The sequence below is a fragment of the Pseudenhygromyxa sp. WMMC2535 genome (assembly GCF_011083025.2).
In genome coordinates this window covers 1713615-1731677 of sequence record NZ_JABJWV010000001.1, presented here as the reverse complement: position 1 = coordinate 1731677, position 18063 = coordinate 1713615, and the positions used below count along the sequence as shown (strand labels likewise).

Below are 18063 nucleotides of genomic sequence, written 5' to 3'. Positions count from 1 at the left end.
AAGCGCCTCGAAGCGGGCTCGTCGCTGGCGGCTCAGCCCGGCAGCGGCCCGCGGATGCGCTCGAGCAGGTCCCAGACCATGCGCGCCGTGGCCCCCCACAGCGGGGGCTCGGCGATGCGGTACTCGTGGCGCTCGTAGCTCTGCCCGCGCCACTCGACCTGGCCGGCGTTGACGTAGACGCCGGGGTCCATGAGCTGGCTCAGCGAGGGGGTGAGCACCCGGGCGACCTCGGGGCTGGCGCGGCGCGGCTGCCACGGCCCGCGCACGCGGCCGACGAAGGGGATGATCATGTAGCCCGTGGGCGTGGGCACGGGGCTGAGCCGGCCGAGCACGTCGACCTGCTCGCGCTGGAGCGCGACCTCTTCTTCGGCCTCGCGCAGGGCGGTGTCGAGGAGGTCGCGGTCGCTGGGCTCGGGCTTGCCGCCCGGGAAGGCCAGCTGCCCGGCGTGCTGACGCAGCGCGCTCGAGCGCTCGATCAGCACCAGGCTCGGGTCCATCCCGGGCGCGCGGCCGTTATCGAGGAGCAGGCCGATGACCGCCGCGAAGCGCAGCGCGCCGGGCTCCTCGAGGACGTCGTGGGTCCCGTCGAGGCGCAGGCCCAGGTCGGGGGGCAGGAGCGCAGGGCGCTCGGGGCCAGGCTTCACGGGGCGATGACCGCTGCTAGACGGAGAAGCTGCTGCCGCAGCCGCAGCTGCCCGTGGTGTTGGGGTTGTCGAACTTGAAGCCCGCGCCCTGGAGGCCCTCGACGTAGTCGATGGTCGTGCCCATCAGGTACATGAAGCTCATCTGGTCGCAGACCAGCTTGACGCCGCTGGACTCGAACACGTTGTCGCCCTCGACCTGCTCGTCGAAGTAGAGGTCGTACTGGAAGCCGGCGCAGCCGCCCCCCATGACCTTCACGCGCAGGGCGTAGCTGTCCTCGATGTCCTCGGCCTTGCGGATCTCGACGACCTTCTCGGCGGCGACGGTGGTCATGTTGAGGGCGCCGGCCATCAGCGGATCCGCAGCGGTGGAGGCGTTGTCAGTGGCGGGTGCGGAGGCTTCGGTGGTCATCTCGGACATGGCTTCCTCGACGCTCCCAAGCACACGTTCACGTGCACGGGAGGTTATTGAGAGCATGGTCGGGCTGCGCACAAGGGTCAACCTCTCCATTGGGCTAGAGCGGGCGTGAACGGGGTTCTAACCCAACGTTCATGTCACGGTGGGTGAGGTTGCGGTTGGGGCGCTGAGCTCGATGTCCGCGCGCGCTCTGGGGCGCCAAGATAGCTGGCAGACCGCTCAAATAGCCTTCTAAACGATGTTTTGATGGGATTTTATGGTTTGACAGCGCCGTCGGCGTCCGCCTAGGGTGAGGCCGCCCGGCCCGCAGCAAGGGTCGTGTGTAGACCTCGGTACTTCGAGAGACGAGAAAACCTCATGCAACGAAGCAGCTCGATCGCGCTCGCCCTGGCCGTGCTGACCCTCAGCGCTTGTGAAAGCCGGGAGGAGCGGATGCGCCGGCAGATGGAATTCGACAGCACCGCCCCGCAAGACGGCAACCCCGCCGACGAGGTGGAGAAGATCCCGGCAGACCCGACTCGGGACGCGCTCGAGGCCGTGTTGAGCCCGATCTACGCCGCCGACGGGCTGCCCGATGTCAAGGTTGGCGACGTCGACGCCGAGGACCGCAACTACGCCATCGAGAACCCCGGCGCGCTGGCCATCGTGGTGGTCAAAGACGGGCTGTCCGAGGGAGACAAGGCCAAGGCGATCATCCGCGGCGTGGCCGAGGCCGACGCCTTCGCCGTGCGCAACGACAGCGAGCTCTACTTTTCGGAGCAGCTCAACAAGATCAAGAACAGCTTCGGCGTGGAGCAGCGCGACATGATCCCCCAGGTCTACGCCGACCTGCGCCTGCTCGACTTCTTCGCCTCGGACGCCGCCGACGCGGCCATCGCCAAGCTCGGCGGCGAGCTCAAGACCGCGGCCGAGGAGATGAAGGCCGACTACATCGGGCGCAAGGACGAGATCTGGAGCACGTGGATGGGCGTCAAGCTCTACGCCCGGCGGATCGTCGCCTACGACCAGCCCTTCAAGTCGGTGCTCCGTAGCCTGCGCAAGCAGTTCGACATGAAGGAGCCCGAGTCGATCACCTGGACCACGGCCCACGACCCGGTCTTCGCGGCCTGGGCCAAGGAGATCGACGAGGACGACGAGCTGTTCAAGATGCTCACCAACCTGGCCGAGCTCCGCGATCAGGAGGAGTTCCGCGGCAACACCCACGCGCGCTGGGCCATCCAGGGCTCGGACGCGATCCCCGAGGAGGCCAAGGGCGTCGAGCTCGACGCCGAGCTCGGCTTTGGTGTCTACCGCGAGGACCTCGGCGGCGGCTACCAGGAGATGATCATGGTCTTCAGCCCCAAGCTCAAGGGCAACGCCCTCAAGGAGGCCTACCTGCGCTCGCTGATCTACCGCCAGGTGTTCTCCGACTTCGCGACCTTGTCGGCCGCCGGCGGCGACTTCGAGGACGGCCAGGTCCCCGACAAGCACGACGCCGACTATGCCTTTTGCGCCTCGCGCATGGCCCTGGACGGGATGATCACCGACTTCGGCGACGACAAGGCGATCCTCTCGGGGCTCGCGGCCGAGGTCCCCAACGAGGACAAGCTGATCTCCGAGGCCGTCGACTGCGTGCTCCTGCGCATCCCCGAGGGCATCAACCGCGGCACCCCGGGCGACGACGCCCGCCCGCCGGCGCCGGCGACCCGCAACGCGCTCTTCCAGATGCTCGCCCGCTTCACCAAGGTCGACGTCGACCTCGACAACATGAAAAAGGACGTCGAGAAGACCGCCGAGGTCGAGGACGCCGAGGCCTTCCTCAAGGCCTACAACGAGGACAAGAAGAAGGGCGGCTAGGAGCCCTGGCTCGAGCCCAAGAGGGTCGCGGTCGATGCCGCGGCCCTTTTTGTCATCCGGGTTTTTGTGCGGGGCTCACAGCGCTTGCTGCTGCGTCTGCGTCAGCAAGGGGAAGACCTCGCGCGTGAAGGTCTTCCGCCCGGCTCGCGCTTGCATCTCGCGGTGCTGCTGGGTGCTCATGGCGCGCACGAGAGCCTGGCGGCGCTGCTGCGTTTGGGTCTGCGAGCCGGTGAGCCGCTCTTGTTGGACGTAGCGCCACAGGTCGTTGCCGTCGATGCTCGCCGGCAGCGGGCTCGTGTGGTCGAGATCGGTGATCAGCTGCCGGGCCTGCTGCGCGAGCGCGTTTGTGGTGATCAGGTAGTGAAAGGCCGCGCGGGCATGCTCGTGTTGCCAATCCATGCGTCGGCCGCGAGCGTCACCGGCCCAGGCTAGATAGGCGCGATTGCGGTTGCCGCGGCCCAGGTTGTTGGCGTAGGACCACAGCCGCGCGGCGTCGTCGTGCTCGAGGTTGACGTGGCTCTTGTCGCGCGCGAAGTCCCAGACGACCTTGTCCTTGCTGGCGTACTCCTTGTCGCCGTCGTAGCTGTTCCTATTGTCTCGTTTGTGCTCGCGCAGCGTGCTCGAGGCCGCGTTCTTGATCGAGCGGATCAGAGTTTGGGGGAAGCGCTGCGCAAAGGCCTGGGCCCCGAGCGCCTGGCCGGACTCGATGATCTTGACCTGATCGGTGCGCACGTCCGCTCCGAAGTAATTGTGCTGCGCGCGGAGGTAGCGACCGAGGCTCATGGCCTTGAAGCTGTCCCAGGCGTCGGCGATCATGATGTCGTCGAGCTCGGCTTGGGTGTAGTCGTTGGAGAGGTGATTGTTCTCGCCGCGGCGCAGCTGGTTGGGGCTGGTCACCACCCACCCGTGGTCGGCGCCAAAGCCCGCCGTATAGTCCACGCCCACGACGTAGACCCACTGGTTTTGAGTCGACTGGATGATGCGCGAGGCGACGACCTGGGCGTAGCTCAGGCAGCGCGCGGCCTTGAGCTCCTCGGCGACGAAGCGGTTGAGGTGCATGTTGTTTGCTTTGCCCCAATTCGTTGCGTCGGCGTCGCTGGTGAGGTTGGGATGAGCGCGGCGGATCGCAGCCAGGATCGTGTCGAGGAAGCCCTCGTTTTGCCAAAGTGAGTGGATGATGAACTCGAACTTGGCGTAGACCTCACCGCTGGTCGCGGTGACAGAGGCCCGGCGGTTGGCGGTGCGGATCGAGAGGCCCTTGGTGTTGTTCAGGGCCTCGACCTCGCCGAGGCGCTGAACGCTGTCGCCGCCATCGCCGGCGCGGCTGCCCGCGGGCGTGCGATCGAGGGCCCGCTCGACGCTGTAGCCTTCGACCACGTCGCGGGCGAGGGCGTTGGCCTGGCGCTCGTGGGGGTCTCCCTCGCCGCCCGCGGCCGCTGGCGAGCCGACGCCGCCGCGCTGCTTTTGGACGTAGTGCACGGCCTCGTGGGTGGCCGCGAACAGGTCGGGGCGCTCGCTCGCAAAGCCCACGTGTTCGCCGATGGCGTAGCCGCGGGCTTCGAGCTGCGAGGAGGCGCTCCGGGCCAGGTGATCGGTGTGCGCGACCACGCCGTCGATGCGGTGGCGACCAAAGGCGGCCTGGATCGTGTCGCGGTGAGGGTAGGGAGTTCCCGGTCCGAGCACGCCTGCGCGGGCGATGGCTTGCTGGCGCTTGGGGTCGGTGGGGGCGGGCCCCCTGCGATCGGCGAGGCGCTGGAGCGCGTGGAGGGAGGCGACGCGGGGGCTGGCGTCGGCGAGGCGCTGGAGCGCGTGGAGGGAGGCGACGCGGGGGCTGGCGTCGGCGAGTGCCTGGAGCTCGCCATCGCCCGCTGGCGCGGGCTCTCGGACGTCGGGCTTGGCGCTGTGCTTATCAGTGTCGTGTTGGTGAAGCGCTCGGGGCATGGCACGCTCGCCTGTGTATGATTAGACCATGGCGCTGAACTTCCCGTCTCGCGTGGCTGGGTCGCTGGTAATTTTTGCACTGCCCGTCTTCGCGGATGGTTGCTCGGGCCACGGGGAAGAGCCGCTGGCAGGCGCAGCTTCCGAGGTCCAAGGAGAGCCGGCGGCCGACGCTCCGCCTGAGTCTGCGCTCGAGCTCGAGGTCGTGGTCGAGGCGTCGGGTGGGGCCCAGGAGGAGAAGGTCTCGCCTGGGATCCAGGAGCCTGCGGTCCAGGAGCCCGTGGTCGAGGAGCCCGCGGCCGAAGAGGCCCAGCCCCCGACCGATGCGTCGGCGCTCGAGGTCGAGGCGCTCGAGGGGCAGACGCTCTACCCGATCGCCCTTCGAGACGGCGCGCTCGCGCTCGCGTCGACCTCGACGCACCCCGTGCTGATCATGGATGGCGAGGTGATGGCGCTGCGTCCCAAGCAGAAGGTCACCCGCGAGCCGAGCAGGGGCAGGGGCCTCCCTCCAGCGCACTCTTTGTACGGGTCGAACCTCTACGTGGCCGACTTCGCCGTCGGCAGCCTCGAGGCGCCCGTGTTCGCCGTCATGTCGCTCATCGAGGCGGGGCTGCGCGGAGACTACACCGCCTACGACTACCGCCTCGGCGAGCAGGGCTGGGAGGCGGTCAGCTACGGGGGGGACGAGCTGATCGAGTACTACGCGAACTTGCTGAGCATGCCGGAGGGGGTGGTGTTGGGGGTGAGCGCCTACAAGCTGGCCGGCCAAGACGATGATGATGATGACGACGATGACGATGACGATGATGACGACGACGGTGAGGGGGGCGCGGCCAAGAAGGCGCTGGTCGTCCCGCCGCAGCGCCTCGTGCCCTTGCACGGGAAGCCAGCGCAGCTCCCAAAGCTGCCCGAGGGCAGGCACCTGGAGTCGGCCGTGGTCACGAAAAGCGGGGCGCTCGTCGCTCTGAGCAAGCGCGAGAAGATCTGGGAGGTGTTGGTCTGGTCTCCTGGAGCGGTCGAGCCGCGGGTGGTCGCGCTCCCGCGGGAGGGCAGGGCCAGCTCTCTTTCGCTGTGGACTGCCGACGACCGCGTGCTCGTGGGCGGAGGGGACGTCGAGAACGACTCCTATCTCGTGCTCGGAACGCCCGCGGACGGGAGCGCCGCGTGGCCCGAGATCCCCGTGGACCGCCCGAGCGGCAGCGAGGAGGGGTCGATGATCGAAGCGGCGACGATCACGGACCAAGGCGAGCTGTGGATCGTCACCGGTGACTGGTATCCAAACTCCTTCTTGTCGGAGCCGCACCTGTGGCGACGACCGGCGCCCACGCCTGGAGTCGCGGAGCCGCCGGCTTGGGAGCCCGTGCGCCTGCCCCCGGTCGCGGCGCCCAGCGACGCCCGCACGCACTGGGTCTACGGGCCGAGGGGGCGCTGGGAGAAGGTCCCGGGCGAGCCGGCGCCTGCGGCTGGCGCGAAGCAGGTGCCCGCGGCGGACAGGTCCTACGACGCGGTGCGCGAGCTGCTGTGGGCGGAGGGCACGCTGTGGATCCTCGCCGAGGACTCGCTGGCCTATCGCGGGGAGCTGGGCGACGAGACCGACGGGCTGCGCATGGTCGTCTACGCCAGCGAGCCCGCGCCGCTGGTCGAGCTCCCGAGCGCCGGGGAGCTCTACCTCGAGCGCCTCGGGCCTCACGCCGCGAGCCAGGCGGCCCAGCCAGGCGACGCGGCCTGCCGGCGCTTCACCCTCAGCTTGCTCGTGGATCCCAGCGAGCAAGCCGAGGGGGAGACGAAGGACGCGCTGATCCAGCGCTACCGCAGCAAAAAGAGCCGGCTGATCCGCGCCACGGAGGGGGAGGTCAGCGTGCTCGCGCGGACCCACGCGTTTGGTCGGCCCGAGCCCGAGGCGCTGACGCTCTTCGCTCGAGCCTCGGATCGGGCCAAGGCCAAGCAGCTGATCGCCAAGACCCGCGAGCTGCTCGAGGTCGAGGTGAAGGCCGACTGCGCCGGGCGGGAGATCGTGGAGATGATCGACGGCGAGCAGGCCGACTGAGAGCCTGTGAATCTTTCCCGCACGACGCCATGCACGCCTCTGAGGCGCTGGACTCAAACCGCGTTGATGTTGATCACGGCGGTGCCACCGAAGTCGTAGTTGTACATGTCGACCACGATCAGCACCGTCTGTCCGGCGACGAGCGCGGTGGTGATGCTCGAGGTGACCTCACCGTCGTTGTTGTCGTTGCACGCCAGCTCTTCGCCCCAGCAGACCTCGTCGCGCAGGTAGAGCACCGTGTCCTCGTCGGAGCCGTGGGTGTCGAACACGTACTCGCCGTCCGCGGGGGCGGTCCAGCTGTAGACCAGCTCCTCGCCAAAGCCGCCGCAGCTGCCGACGAAGAGGCCCTCGCCCCAGGAGAGCACGCCCTCGGCGCTCACGGGCGCCATGCTCTCGAGCGCGATCGGCTCGGGGCACTCGAGCTCCTCGATGTGCAGGACATAGTCGCCGATCGAGTTGGCGTAGGCGCCGTCGAGGCTGATGGTGATCGACTCGTTGGCGAGCAGCCCGACCTGGATCCTCGAGTCGGGGTCGACCTCGTCGCCGACGTCGTAGTAGTTGTCGTTGCAGGCTAGCCACGGTCCGTCCTCACACAGGCCGGCCTTCGCCGAGAGCACGGTGTTGTAGCTGCTCCCCAGGCTGTCGATGGAGAACAGCCCGTCCTTGGGGGCGGTCCAGGTGAACTCGACGTCGCGCCCGCCGTCGCCGCCGTCGCAGGCCTCCGAGTCGTCCTCGGCGTCGGCGTTGCTGCCCATCGTCGTGACGGGCAGGCCCTCGAGGTTGAAGTCGCCGCAGTCGGGGAGGCCGCCGGTGTCGGTCTCGCCGGTGTCGGTCTCGGTCTCGGTGCCGGAGTCGGTCTCGGTGCCAGAGTCGGTCTCGGTGCCGGAGTCGGTCTCGGTGCCAGAGTCGGTCTCGGTGCCGGAGTCGGTCTCGGTGCCAGACTCCGAGGAGTCGGTCTCGGTGCCAGACTCCGAGGAGTCGGTCTCGGACTCGGTGTCGCTGGAGTCGGTCTCGGACGAGCTCGAGTCCGTGGTGTCGGTCTCGGAGTCTGTCGAGTCGGTCTCGGACGAGTCGCCGTCTTGGGCCTGCGTGTCCGAGTCGTCCGTGCCAGAGCCGGGGATGCAGCCCACCGAGAGCAGGCAGGTGTGGAGCAGACAAAGAGAGCCGAGGAGCGTCTTGGGATCACGCATGTCGGGGCAGCCTAGCCGATGACATCAGGTGCGCCAGATCGGTCGATGGTACTTTGACCTCGGTTTCGGAGTTCGCGCAGAGTCGAATCATCATGAGATTGAGATACATGTTCGTTACATTGCCAGAACCGCGTGGGAGTGTGCGGACTCGGTGTCATCGCCGAGCTCGTCGCGGACAAAGGTGGAGTAGCACCATGATGAATCCAACACGTTTTCTGGTCCTCGCCTCGTTTCCGCTGATGCTCGCCGCTTGCGATCCGGCGCTCGTCGTCGATGCCGACGACGACGAGCTCCGGGCGCTCAGCGAGCTCCCCTCCACGCTGTTTCAGCCGTATCACGGACGTTGGGAAGGTCTGGCCGTCCAGGTCGACGGTCAGACCAACTACGACTACGAAGCGACGATCCAGCTGGCGCCGGGCATCTGCACGATTGACGGCGTAGATGTCTATACGGCGCAGTGGGACTACTTTCACCTCGGGATCACCTGCACCAGCGAGCTCTCGCTGCAGGGCATGGCCTCTACGATGGATGGGTATACGCGGTGGTACTTCTCCGACACCAACGTCAGCGGGCCCTGCACTGACGGTCTCGTCTCGCTGACGGAGACCGACGACCCGGATGTCATGTGGCATACGTGGCAGGACATCAATGGTGTCCTCGATGCAGAGGGGGAGGTCACGCAGGTGGCGATCTGCGGCGTGAGCACCGGCGAAGACTAATTTCCGATGTTCATTTCATGATGCTCTCTTCATATTTGAAGAGAGCATCATTTTCGCACACGAGTGCGCGGCTAACAGTGTAGCGGGTAGCCGTCCCAGGGCAGGCGCCCGAGCAGGCCGGCGGCCACGGGCACCCACCAGTCGAGGCCGTCTTGGTTGCCGAGCTCGTCGAGGATCATCTGCCGGGTCCGGGCGGCCTCGCCGGCGCGGGCGGCCTCGATCGCAATGACCATCATCGGCCCGAGGTGGCGCTGGTCCGAGAGCTGGGCGCGCTCGAGGGTCGCGGCCGCGCCGTCGAGGTCGCCGAGCAGCGCTCGCATGGCGATGACCTCTTCGCGCTGGCCGTCGTCGGCGCAGACCATCCAGGCGCGATCGAATTCACGCTCGAGCACGAGCTGGAGGTGAGCGGGGGGCGAGCGGCGGACCCGGGCGAACACGGACTGGGGATCGTAGGGCGGATACATCTCGGCCAGCTCGGCGCCGTGGGGCAAGACCGGGTCGCGGCCGTCCTTGTCGTCGTCGAGCAGGCGCTCGGCTCGGGCGGCCAGGCCCCCGAAGCCGCCGAGGATCGCCACCGCGCCGATCTCGCGGGCGCGCCAGCCGTGGCGCTGGCCGGCCTCGGCCTCGAGCTCGAGCCAGGTCACCGCGTTACGGAGCAGCCCGCGAGCGAGGTGGTGATCCAGGGCGACGTTGGCCGGTTGCATCGCATCACCATGCCACGCTCGGGAGCGGTCGGCTAGGAGCCCGTGGTGGAACCCAGCGCGGCTCCTGGCGCTGGGATTTTCGTCGAGGGCGCGAAGCCAAAACGCAGCTGTACCGGGCGTACTGCAAGTTTTGGCGACAACGCACTCGGCGAAAAGACCAAGCGAGGTGTCGTGTTGGGTTTCACCACGGGCTCCTAGTGGGGGCGGCCCCGCCCGCGCGCCCCGAAGCGCAGGCGTGGTGAGGGCGAAGCTCAGGCCGGGGGAGAGGCGGCCTCGTTGCGGACGACGGCCATGATCTCTTCGTCCGCCAGGGTCTCGTTGCGGCCCTTGGCGTAGTTGAACACCCGATCCACGAGCTCGTCGTTGGGCTCGATGCCCCGCTCTCGCAACCAGTAGATCACGTTCGACCGCCCACTGTAGTGACCGATCTCGATCTCTTGCTGGCGTCCGAACACGCGGGCGGGTACCGCCGAGTAGACGCGGTCGGCGAGCTCGAGCTCGCCCTTGGCCTCGGCCTTGATGATCGCCGCCGCGTGCACGCCGGTGGCGGTGCGGAAGGCGTCGCGCCCGACCAGGGGGTAGCTGGGGTGAATCGGCACCCCGGTGTACTCGCTGACCTTCTTCACGTACTCGACCAGACACGAGAGGTCGTGGTCCCGGGGGTCGAGGCGACCGAGCAGGTAGAAGTTGAGCAGCAGGTGGTCCATCGAGGTGTTGCCCACGCGCTCACCGATGCCCAGGGCGCAGCCGTGGGCGCGATCGAAGCCCCACTCGAGGGCGAGGGTCGCCAAGGTCAGCGCGTGGCCGCGGTCGTTGTGCCCGTGCCAGTCGAGCTTGACCCGATCCTCGACGCCCATGCCCCGCAGCAGGCCGCGGGTGAAGTTCAGCAGGCTGCGCAGGCCGTTGGGCACGGCGTGGCCGCAGGTGTCGCAGAGCACCAGGCGCGTGGCGCCAGCGTCGATGGCGGTGCGGAACAGGGTGTCGAGGGTCTGCGGGTGCGAGCGGGTGGTGTCCTCGGTGACGAAGGAGGCCGGGAGCCCGTTGTCGACGATCAGCTCGAGGGCGGTCTTGGTGTGGTGGACCAGGCGCTTGACGTCCCAGCTCTCGGCGAAGGCGCGGATCGGGCTCGAGCCGATGAAGGCGGTGACCTCGATGGGCACGCCGACGCGCTGGGAGATGTCGATGATCGGGCGGATGTCGGCGGCCACGGTCCGCGCGGCGCAGTTCGGCAAGATCCGCAGCTTCTCCTCGACGATCATCCGCAGCAGGGCCTCGACGTCTTCCTGGGCCCGGCGCCCAGCGCCGGGCAGGCCGAGGTTGACGACGTGAATGCCGAGCCGGTCCATGAGTCGGACCAGCTCCATTTTTTGTTCGATGCTTGGGTCGCGCACCGAGGGCGACTGCAACCCGTCGCGGATGGTCTCGTCGACAAAGCGCGGCTTCCGGGCCTGGGGCCGGCGCATGTCGAGTTCGTTCCAGTCGTAGACGAGGGCGGCGACGTCGGTGGTGTCCAGCATAGTTCGGCTCACATTCCCGGGACGAGCCCGTCGATGTCATAGAAGCGGTCGAGCTCTTCGACGATGGCCTCGACCATGGCGTCGTCGAGCTCGTCGTCGTCGTCGATGCTCGCGGCGAGCATGTCGCGGAAGACCACGATGCCCTCGAGCTTGGCCTCGCCGTCGGCGTCGTCGTCGGGGGCGGGGGTGCCCTCGAAGTAGATCGCCGCGCGCGGGTCGGCGCCGGCGCGGATGTGGTCCTCGCCGACCCAGCGCTGGATTGCGATCGGGGCGGTGGCGAGCAGCTTGAGGATCTGGTCGGGGAGGCTCTCGAGCACCTCTTCGAGGCGGCGGACGAGGTCGTCGCGCTCCTCGGCGGGGACTGGGGAGTCGGCCGCGACCCCGACAGCGGCGACGTCGCGGCGGCGCAGCTCGAGCAGGGTCTCGGTCCCGGCCGCGTCGTCGCCAGCTTGGCGCTGGGTCAGGCCGAGCTGGTAGAGCAGCTCGGAGGCGCTGCCCTCGTCCGCTTCGCGCTCGACGGCGGCGACCAGCAGCTCGATGCTCTCGGCGTGGCGGTCGAGCTCGCTGAGGGCGGCGGCGCGCATGCTGATCCAGGCCGGGTCAGCGCGCAGCTCGGGGTCGACCTCGTCGAGCAGCTCGAGGCTCTCTTCGGGATCGGGGTCCTCGTGGGCGAGGCGGACCTGGGCGAGGAGCAGGTAAGCTTCGGCCGCGGGCTCGGGCTCGAGCTCGCCGCGCTCGAGCAGCTTGCGGAGCACATCTTCGGCGGCGTCGAAGTCCATCAGGTCCGCGAACAGCTCGCCGGCTTCGATGTAGACCTGGGGATCGTCGGGCTCGGTCTCGAGGGCCGCGGTGAAGTTGGCGACGGCCGCGTCGGCGTCGCCCTGGGCCCAGGCGACGAGGCCCTGGAGGTGGAGGAAGTTGGGGTCGTCCGCGGCGACGCCGGCCTTGGAGGCGATGTCGAGGACTTTGAGGGCGCCGTTGAGGTCGCCACGCTCGAGGGCAGCGTGGGCCTCGTTGAGGGAGGCGCGGAGGTCGTGACTCATGGGTGGGACCGTAGCCGCCGGCCTCGTGGAAGTCATGCTAAGCCCCGGGGCGTGGACCGAGACGACGTCGTGAGCGCCCTCATGCAGATCCTTGGCGAGCGCTGGGTGACCAGCTTGGCGATGCGCGATCCCGAGGATCACGCGCCCTACGCCACGCCGCTATTTTACGCCCTCGCCGAGCCGCGGAGCATCGGTGATCACGCGGCGCCCGTGCTGATCGTCGCGAGCGATCCCAATAGCCACCACGGCCGCTTGACCGGCGCTGGACCCACGCCGATCGCGGCTTCCGTCTACCTCGAGAGCGAGGCCGTCGGCGAGCTTCGCGGCGCGCAGCTGCGCGGCGTGCTGATCTGCGAGACGCTGTGCACCCCACCCGCACGCGAGGCCCTGCGCGCGCGCTACCTCGAGCGCCACCCGATCGCCACCGACACCCTCGCCGGCGGACGCCACCGGCTCTACGCCCTCGTCCTGACCTGGGCCAAGCTGACCGACAACCGCCTGGGCTTCGGCGCCCACCCGGTCGTCGAGTTCACTTTGGGCTGGTCTGGGGCGCCGGGCTTGTCTGCGAGCCCCGGGCAATGAAAGAGTCGCCCTCGTGAGCGAGCCCGAGCAGACCGCAAAAGACGAGGTAGACAGCGAGCCCAAGGGTCTGAAGCTCTATACGAAGATCCTGATCGGCATGGTCGTGGGCGCGCTCGCGGCGATGATCTGCAAGCAGCTGCTGACCGGCCCCGACGCGAGCCTCGCGCTGTTCGCCGATCTCGACGCGCTGCTGCGCTTTGGCGAGCGCTGGATCGAGCCGATCGGCAGCCTGTTCATCCGCGCGATCATCTTGACCGTCGTGCCCCTGGTGTTCACCTCGATCGCCACGGGCATGCACTCGCTGGGGGACCCGCGCAAGCTCGGGCGCCTCGGCGGGCGGACCTTGCTGGTGTTCATGTCGACGGCCTTCCTGGGCGCCTGCCTGGCCACGGCGCTCTACATGCTGATCCAGCCCGGGGCGGTGATCTCGGCGGAGACCCGCGACCTGCTCGCGGCCCAGTTCAGCGATCAGGCCGGCTCGAAGATGGCCGCGGCCGGCGAGGCCCGCGAGTACTTCTCGGGCTCGGCGCTCCAGATCATCGTCGGCCTGGTCCCCGAGAACATCGTGCTCTCGATGACCAGCAACCGCGACCTGCTCAAGGTGATCTTGTTCGCGCTGGCCTTTGGGGTGGCCCTGAGCCTGGTCGACGAGGCGCGCGCGCGCCCGGTGGCGGCGGTGCTCGAGGGCATCAACGAGGCGATGATCAAGCTGATCGGCCTGCTGATGAAGCTCGCGCCCTACGGCGTGACCGCGCTGGTGTTCATGGTCGTGGCCCGCTTTGGCCTCGACGTGCTCGAGGCCCTCGCGCTCTACACCGCCGTGGTCCTGCTCGCGCTCGCCGCTCACCTGGTCGTGGTGCTCTTCCCGCTAGTCCGTCTGCTGGCGGGGCTCAAGCCCCTCGCGTTCATGCGCGCGATCCGTGAGGTCTGGATCACAGCGTTCTCGACGAGCTCCTCGGCCGCGACCTTGCCGACGACGATCCGCGTGGCCGAGGAGGAGCTCGACGTGCCCAAGCCCATCGCCGGCTTCGTGCTGCCCCTCGGCGCCACGGTCAACATGGACGGGACGACCATCTATCAGGTCATCGCCGTGCATTTCGTGGCCCAAGTCTGGGGCGTGCCCCTCGACGGGTCGGCGCTGCTCACCTTGGTCTTGGTGGCGATGCTGATGGCGATCGGTGCCGCAGGCGTGCCCGGCGGCGTGATCCCGCTGCTTTATGTGGTGATGGTGACCGTGGGCATTCCCGAGGCCGTGGTCGGGACCGGAATTGCGCTCATCTTGGGGATGGATCGCATCCTCGACATGTGTCGCAGCGCGATCAACGTCGTCGGTGATTCGGCCACGGCGGTGATCATCAGTCGGCTCGAAGCGCGCGGCGAACCCGGCGCATCACCGTGAGTCAACATACCCCCGTGCGGATGACAAGGTTTGTGTGCGCCGCCATACTCTCGACGAATCCGGCGTCCTGGGGGGTTTTACCCGGGCGCGGGTGAGAGATCAGCGACCAGCCATGGACACCTTCCCTCAGGCGCAACCGCGCGAGGCCCTCGAGTCTGTGGTCATCCGCTTTGCGGGTGACTCCGGCGACGGGATGCAGCTCACCGGCAGTCAGTTCACCCACTCGACTGCCCTGATGGGCAACGACCTCGCAACCTTCCCCGACTTCCCGGCCGAGATCCGGGCGCCCGCGGGCACGACCTACGGCGTGTCCGGGTTCCAGATCCACTTCGCGGCCCACGACATCATGACGCCGGGTGACGCCCCGGACGTGCTCGTGGCCATGAACCCGGCGGCGCTCAAGACCAACCTCGGCGATCTTCGCGAGGGCGGCTTGTTGATCGTCAACACCGGCGCCTTCGTGAAGGGCAACCTCAAGAAGGCCGGCTACGAGGGCAACCCGCTCGAGGACGGCAGCCTCTCGGCCTACCGCCTCGTCGATCTCGACATCCAGAAGATGACGGTGGCGGCCGTCGAGGCCTTCGAACTCGGGTCCAAGGACGCGCTGCGCTGCAAGAACATGTGGACCCTCGGGTTGGTCCTGTGGCTCTTTGGCCGCGAGTACGCGTCGACCATCGAGTGGCTCGAGCAGAAGTTCGCCAAGAAGCCGATCATCGCCCAGGCCAACATCGCGGCGCTCAAGGCCGGCCACGCCTACGGCGAGACGGCGGAGCTGCCCAGCGGCATCGGGCCCTACGAGGTCCCCAAGGCCAAGCTCGAGCCGGGCGTCTACCGCAACATCCAGGGCAACGACGCCCTCGCCTGGGGTCTGACCGCGGCCTCGCAGCTGTCCGGGCTGCGCATGGTCCTGGGCACCTACCCGATCACCCCGGCCTCCTCGGTGCTCCACGCCCTGGCCAAGCTCAAGAACTTCGGCGTGACCACCTTCCAGGCCGAGGACGAGATCGCGGCGGTCTGCGCGGCGATCGGCGCGAGCTGGGGCGGCGCCCTGGGCGTGACCACGACCTCGGGGCCCGGCGTGGCGCTCAAGGGCGAGGGCATCGGCCTGGCGATCATCCTCGAGCTCCCGCTGATCATCGTCGACGTCCAGCGCGGCGGCCCCTCGACGGGCCTGCCCACGAAGACCGAGCAGTCGGACCTCCTCCAGGCGGTCTACGGCCGCAACGGTGACGCGCCCTTGGCCGTGCTCGCCGCCTGCACCCCCGGCGACTGCTTTTTCATGGCCATCGAGGCCGCCCGCATCGCGGTCAAGTACATGACCCCGGTCATGCTGCTCAGCGACGGCTACCTGGCCAACGGCGCCGAGCCGTGGCGGATCCCCAAGGTCTCCGACCTGCCGCGCATCGAGGTCGAGTTCCCCAAGGACAAGCCCGAGGGCTTCCACCCCTACCTGCGCGACCCCGAGACCCTCGCGCGGCCGTGGGCGATCCCCGGCACGCCCGGGCTCCAGCACCGCATCGGCGGCCTGGAGAAGGGCTACGACAGCGGGAACATCTCCTACGACCCCGACAACCACCACAAGATGACGAAGACGCGGGCCGCGAAGATCGCCGGCATCGCCGACGACATCCCGGTGCAGACCGTCGAGCAGGGCGAGGACAGCGGCGAGCTCGTCGTCGTCGGCTGGGGCTCGACCTACGGGGCGATCACCCAGGCCGTCGCGCGCGCGCGCGCAGCCGGCAAGAAGGTCTCGCAGATCCACCTGCGCTACCTCAACCCGCTGCCGCGCGGTCTCGCCGAGCTGCTCGGCGGCTTCGAGAAGGTCATCGTGCCCGAGATGAACAACGGCATGCTGTCGAAGATCCTGCGCTCCGAGTTCCTGATCGACGCCGTCGGCGTCAACAAGATCGCTGGCCAACCCTTCAAGGTCAGCGAGATCGAAGCCGCCATCGAGGAGAACCTGGCATGAGCCCCTCTGAACTCACCAAGAAGTTCACCCGCAAGGACTTCATGTCCGACCAGGACGTGCGCTGGTGCCCCGGCTGTGGCGACTACGCGATCCTGGCCACGATCCAGCGCACCTTGCCCGAGGTCGGCGCGGATCCGTCGAAGACCGTGTTCATCTCGGGGATCGGCTGCTCGAGCCGCTTCCCCTACTACATGAACACCTACGGCTTCCACAGCATCCACGGCCGCGCGCCCGCGTTCGCCACGGGGCTGAAGCTGCAAAACCCCGAGCTCGACGTCTGGGTGATCACCGGCGACGGCGACGGCCTGAGCATCGGCGGCAACCACCTGATGCACCTGCTGCGGCGCAACGTCGACCTTCAGCTGATCCTGTTCAACAACCGGATCTACGGCCTGACCAAGGGCCAGTACTCGCCGACCTCGCTCGTCGGTCTGCGCTCGCCCTCGACCCCGCTGGGCTCCGTCGACCAGCCCGTGGTCCCGGCGTCCTTGGCCCTCGGCGCGGGCGCACACTTCGTCGCGCGCTCCGTCGACACCTTCGCCAAGCACCTCGGCCCGACCTTCGTCGCCGCGCGCGAGCACAAGGGCACGAGCTTCATCGAGGTGCTGCAAAACTGCCCCGTGTTCCATGACGGCGCTTGGGGCCACATCAAGGACAAGGCCGGCGTCGGCACCGACGCCGCGCTGATCCTCGAGCACGGCAAGCCGATGCTCTTCGGTGAGAACAACGACAAGGGCCTGCGCCTGCGCCCCAACAGCCTCGAGCTCGAGGTCGTGACCGTCGGCGAGGGGGGGATCAGCGAGAGCGACATCCTCGTCCACGACGAGACCAACCGCGCCATGGCCTTCCTGCTCGCCGGGCTCGAGCCGCCGAGCTTCCCCTTGGCCCTAGGTGTGCTCTATCGCCAGGCTGCGCCCACCTACGAGGCGGCCGCGCTGGCGCAGGTCGACGCCGCCAAGGCCAAGGACCCGGGCGATCTCGACGCTTTGCTCCACTCCGGTCACACCTGGACCGTGGAGTAGGGCGAGTCCGTCCAAAACCGAGCGGCCTCCGCCCGGGTGCATCGGCGCCTGCGCGGAGGCGCTCTCACGTTTACGCTAGCGAATTCGACGCGAACGCGGCGCTAGTTCACAATGGCGAAGAACGAATCCTCCGCGCTGGTCGCCGTCCAAGGCCCACCCCCGCGATGATGGACCGGCGCTCGCCGAGATCTGCGAACCCCCCAGGAGAACAATAGACATGAGCCTGAACTCGACCCTCAAGTCCCTCAAGGTCGCCGCGTTGCTCGGCGGTGTCCTCGGCCTCAGCTTCGGCTGCGTCATCAACCTCGAGCAGCTCGAGCCCTGCGACAGCGGCTCCAACAACAAGCTCAACGACGACGGCGAGTGCGTGTGCCGGGTCGGCTACGAGTGGTGCGATCCCTACGACGAGGACGACCTCAACTGTTGCGACGACGACAACGACAGCGTTGGTGACGACGTCGATGACGACGACGACGACGACGACGACGACGACGACGACGAGGTCGGCACCGACACGGACGACGAGACCACCGGCGACGACGACACCGACACCGGCGTGCTCCCGCCCGAGGACTGCTCCGCCGACGAGGAGGGCTACTACTGGTGCACCCATGACGACGACATGGGCCCCGAGGGCAGCCAGTTCTTCATCTGCGTGGACGGCGTTTGGGAAGAGAGCGCCGACGTGATGACGGAGATCTGCGAGTTCGACGGCTACGACTTCGCCTACGGCTGCGTCGACGACGGCAGCGAGGTGATCTTCGAGTGCGGCGAGGGCTCGGGCGACGCCTGCGACAACGACGACCTGCCCTACTGCGCCGACTCGGACACCTACGCCTACTGCGATTGGAGCAAGGAGACCTGGGTGTCCTGCCAGTACTACTGTGAAGAGGTCGGCATCGACGGCGTCACCTACGAGTACGGCGAGTGCGACGACAGCGTCGAGGACGACGTCGCCTGCTACTGCTGCGACAGCGTCGACGAGGACTGCCCGATCAACTTCTGATCCCGCGGTCGATCCTCGAGCGAACCCGTCCC

At 68.2% G+C, this 18063-nt stretch carries 15 protein-coding genes; 8 read left to right on the top strand and 7 right to left on the bottom strand.

Annotated elements, in window-relative coordinates; genetic code table 11:
* Positions 1 to 32: 32 nt before the first annotated feature.
* Positions 33 to 644, bottom strand: coding sequence for a CoA pyrophosphatase (locus G6O69_RS06520; protein ID WP_172302662.1), 612 nt, complete (start codon positions 642 to 644; stop codon positions 33 to 35).
* Positions 645 to 660: 16 nt separating this feature from the next.
* A complete protein-coding gene (erpA, locus tag G6O69_RS06515) occupies positions 661 to 993 on the bottom strand; it encodes an iron-sulfur cluster insertion protein ErpA (protein ID WP_172308152.1) in 333 nt (110 codons plus the stop codon).
* A gap of 423 nt (positions 994 to 1416) precedes the next feature.
* Here erpA and G6O69_RS06510 point away from each other — a divergent pair, with 423 nt between their 5' ends.
* Positions 1417 to 2895: a hypothetical protein gene (locus G6O69_RS06510; protein WP_172302661.1), complete on the top strand. Its 1479-nt coding sequence runs from the start codon at positions 1417 to 1419 to the stop codon at positions 2893 to 2895.
* A gap of 75 nt (positions 2896 to 2970) precedes the next feature.
* Here the strand turns inward: G6O69_RS06510 and G6O69_RS06505 are convergent, their stop codons facing one another.
* Positions 2971 to 4836 carry a DUF4157 domain-containing protein gene (locus G6O69_RS06505; RefSeq protein WP_172302660.1) on the bottom strand — a complete coding sequence of 622 codons (1866 nt, stop codon included), beginning with the start codon at positions 4834 to 4836 and terminating at the stop codon, positions 2971 to 2973.
* Positions 4837 to 4864: 28 nt separating this feature from the next.
* Here G6O69_RS06505 and G6O69_RS06500 point away from each other — a divergent pair, with 28 nt between their 5' ends.
* Positions 4865 to 6880 (top strand): hypothetical protein, encoded by a 2016-nt coding sequence (locus G6O69_RS06500; protein ID WP_172302659.1) that lies wholly within the window; start codon positions 4865 to 4867, stop codon positions 6878 to 6880.
* 53 nt (positions 6881 to 6933) lie between these two features.
* Here G6O69_RS06500 and G6O69_RS06495 read toward each other — a convergent pair whose 3' ends face one another.
* Complete coding sequence (locus tag G6O69_RS06495) at positions 6934 to 8070, bottom strand: hypothetical protein (protein ID WP_172302658.1); 1137 nt, start codon at positions 8068 to 8070, stop codon at positions 6934 to 6936.
* A 194-nt stretch (positions 8071 to 8264) separates the two neighbouring features.
* On the opposite strand from G6O69_RS06495, the gene G6O69_RS06490 reads away from it, so the two are divergent.
* Positions 8265 to 8789, top strand: a complete 525-nt coding sequence (locus G6O69_RS06490; protein ID WP_172302657.1) for a hypothetical protein — start codon at positions 8265 to 8267, stop codon at positions 8787 to 8789.
* A gap of 71 nt (positions 8790 to 8860) precedes the next feature.
* On the opposite strand, the gene G6O69_RS06485 is transcribed toward G6O69_RS06490, so the two are convergent.
* From G6O69_RS06485 to G6O69_RS06475, 3 genes are all read right to left on the bottom strand, one after another.
* Positions 8861 to 9493 carry a hypothetical protein gene (locus G6O69_RS06485; protein WP_172302656.1) on the bottom strand — a complete coding sequence of 211 codons (633 nt, stop codon included), beginning with the start codon at positions 9491 to 9493 and terminating at the stop codon, positions 8861 to 8863.
* 251 nt (positions 9494 to 9744) lie between these two features.
* Positions 9745 to 11010, bottom strand: a complete 1266-nt coding sequence (locus G6O69_RS06480; protein ID WP_172302655.1) for a LeuA family protein — start codon at positions 11008 to 11010, stop codon at positions 9745 to 9747.
* An 8-nt stretch (positions 11011 to 11018) separates the two neighbouring features.
* Positions 11019 to 12053, bottom strand: coding sequence for a tetratricopeptide repeat protein (locus tag G6O69_RS06475; protein ID WP_172302654.1), 1035 nt, complete (start codon positions 12051 to 12053; stop codon positions 11019 to 11021).
* A 51-nt stretch (positions 12054 to 12104) separates the two neighbouring features.
* On the opposite strand from G6O69_RS06475, the gene G6O69_RS06470 reads away from it, so the two are divergent.
* The 5 genes from G6O69_RS06470 (at position 12105) to G6O69_RS06450 (ending at position 18031) form a co-directional block, all read left to right on the top strand.
* Positions 12105 to 12635, top strand: coding sequence for a hypothetical protein (locus G6O69_RS06470; RefSeq protein WP_172302653.1), 531 nt, complete (start codon positions 12105 to 12107; stop codon positions 12633 to 12635).
* 13 nt (positions 12636 to 12648) lie between these two features.
* A complete protein-coding gene (locus G6O69_RS06465) occupies positions 12649 to 14034 on the top strand; it encodes a dicarboxylate/amino acid:cation symporter (RefSeq protein WP_172302652.1) in 1386 nt (461 codons plus the stop codon).
* A 112-nt stretch (positions 14035 to 14146) separates the two neighbouring features.
* On the top strand, positions 14147 to 16003 hold the full coding sequence (locus G6O69_RS06460) for a 2-oxoacid:acceptor oxidoreductase subunit alpha (RefSeq protein WP_172302651.1): 1857 nt from the start codon (positions 14147 to 14149) through the stop codon (positions 16001 to 16003).
* Positions 16000 to 17025 carry a 2-oxoacid:ferredoxin oxidoreductase subunit beta gene (locus tag G6O69_RS06455; protein WP_172302650.1) on the top strand — a complete coding sequence of 342 codons (1026 nt, stop codon included), beginning with the start codon at positions 16000 to 16002 and terminating at the stop codon, positions 17023 to 17025. Before G6O69_RS06460 ends, G6O69_RS06455 begins: the two co-directional genes overlap by 4 nt.
* A 217-nt stretch (positions 17026 to 17242) precedes the next feature.
* Entirely contained in the window at positions 17243 to 18031 is a 789-nt protein-coding gene (locus G6O69_RS06450; protein ID WP_172302649.1) for a hypothetical protein, read from the top strand.
* Positions 18032 to 18063: the final 32 nt, after the last annotated feature.

Bases quoted from the DNA above. Each gene is read 5' to 3' on its own strand.
- G6O69_RS06490 (WP_172302657.1), top strand. From the start codon at position 8,265: ATGATGAATCCAACACGTTTTCTGGTCCTCGCCTCGTTTCCGCTGATG.
- G6O69_RS06495 (WP_172302658.1), bottom strand. From the start codon at position 8,070: ATGCGTGATCCCAAGACGCTCCTCGGCTCTCTTTGTCTGCTCCACACC.
- G6O69_RS06500 (WP_172302659.1), top strand. From the start codon at position 4,865: ATGGCGCTGAACTTCCCGTCTCGCGTGGCTGGGTCGCTGGTAATTTTT.
- G6O69_RS06460 (WP_172302651.1), top strand. From the start codon at position 14,147: ATGGACACCTTCCCTCAGGCGCAACCGCGCGAGGCCCTCGAGTCTGTG.
- G6O69_RS06480 (WP_172302655.1), bottom strand. From the start codon at position 11,010: ATGCTGGACACCACCGACGTCGCCGCCCTCGTCTACGACTGGAACGAA.
- G6O69_RS06475 (WP_172302654.1), bottom strand. From the start codon at position 12,053: ATGAGTCACGACCTCCGCGCCTCCCTCAACGAGGCCCACGCTGCCCTC.
- G6O69_RS06485 (WP_172302656.1), bottom strand. From the start codon at position 9,493: ATGCAACCGGCCAACGTCGCCCTGGATCACCACCTCGCTCGCGGGCTG.
- G6O69_RS06510 (WP_172302661.1), top strand. From the start codon at position 1,417: ATGCAACGAAGCAGCTCGATCGCGCTCGCCCTGGCCGTGCTGACCCTC.
- erpA (WP_172308152.1), bottom strand. From the start codon at position 993: ATGGCCGGCGCCCTCAACATGACCACCGTCGCCGCCGAGAAGGTCGTC.
- G6O69_RS06505 (WP_172302660.1), bottom strand. From the start codon at position 4,836: ATGCCCCGAGCGCTTCACCAACACGACACTGATAAGCACAGCGCCAAG.
- G6O69_RS06450 (WP_172302649.1), top strand. From the start codon at position 17,243: ATGAGCCTGAACTCGACCCTCAAGTCCCTCAAGGTCGCCGCGTTGCTC.
- G6O69_RS06455 (WP_172302650.1), top strand. From the start codon at position 16,000: ATGAGCCCCTCTGAACTCACCAAGAAGTTCACCCGCAAGGACTTCATG.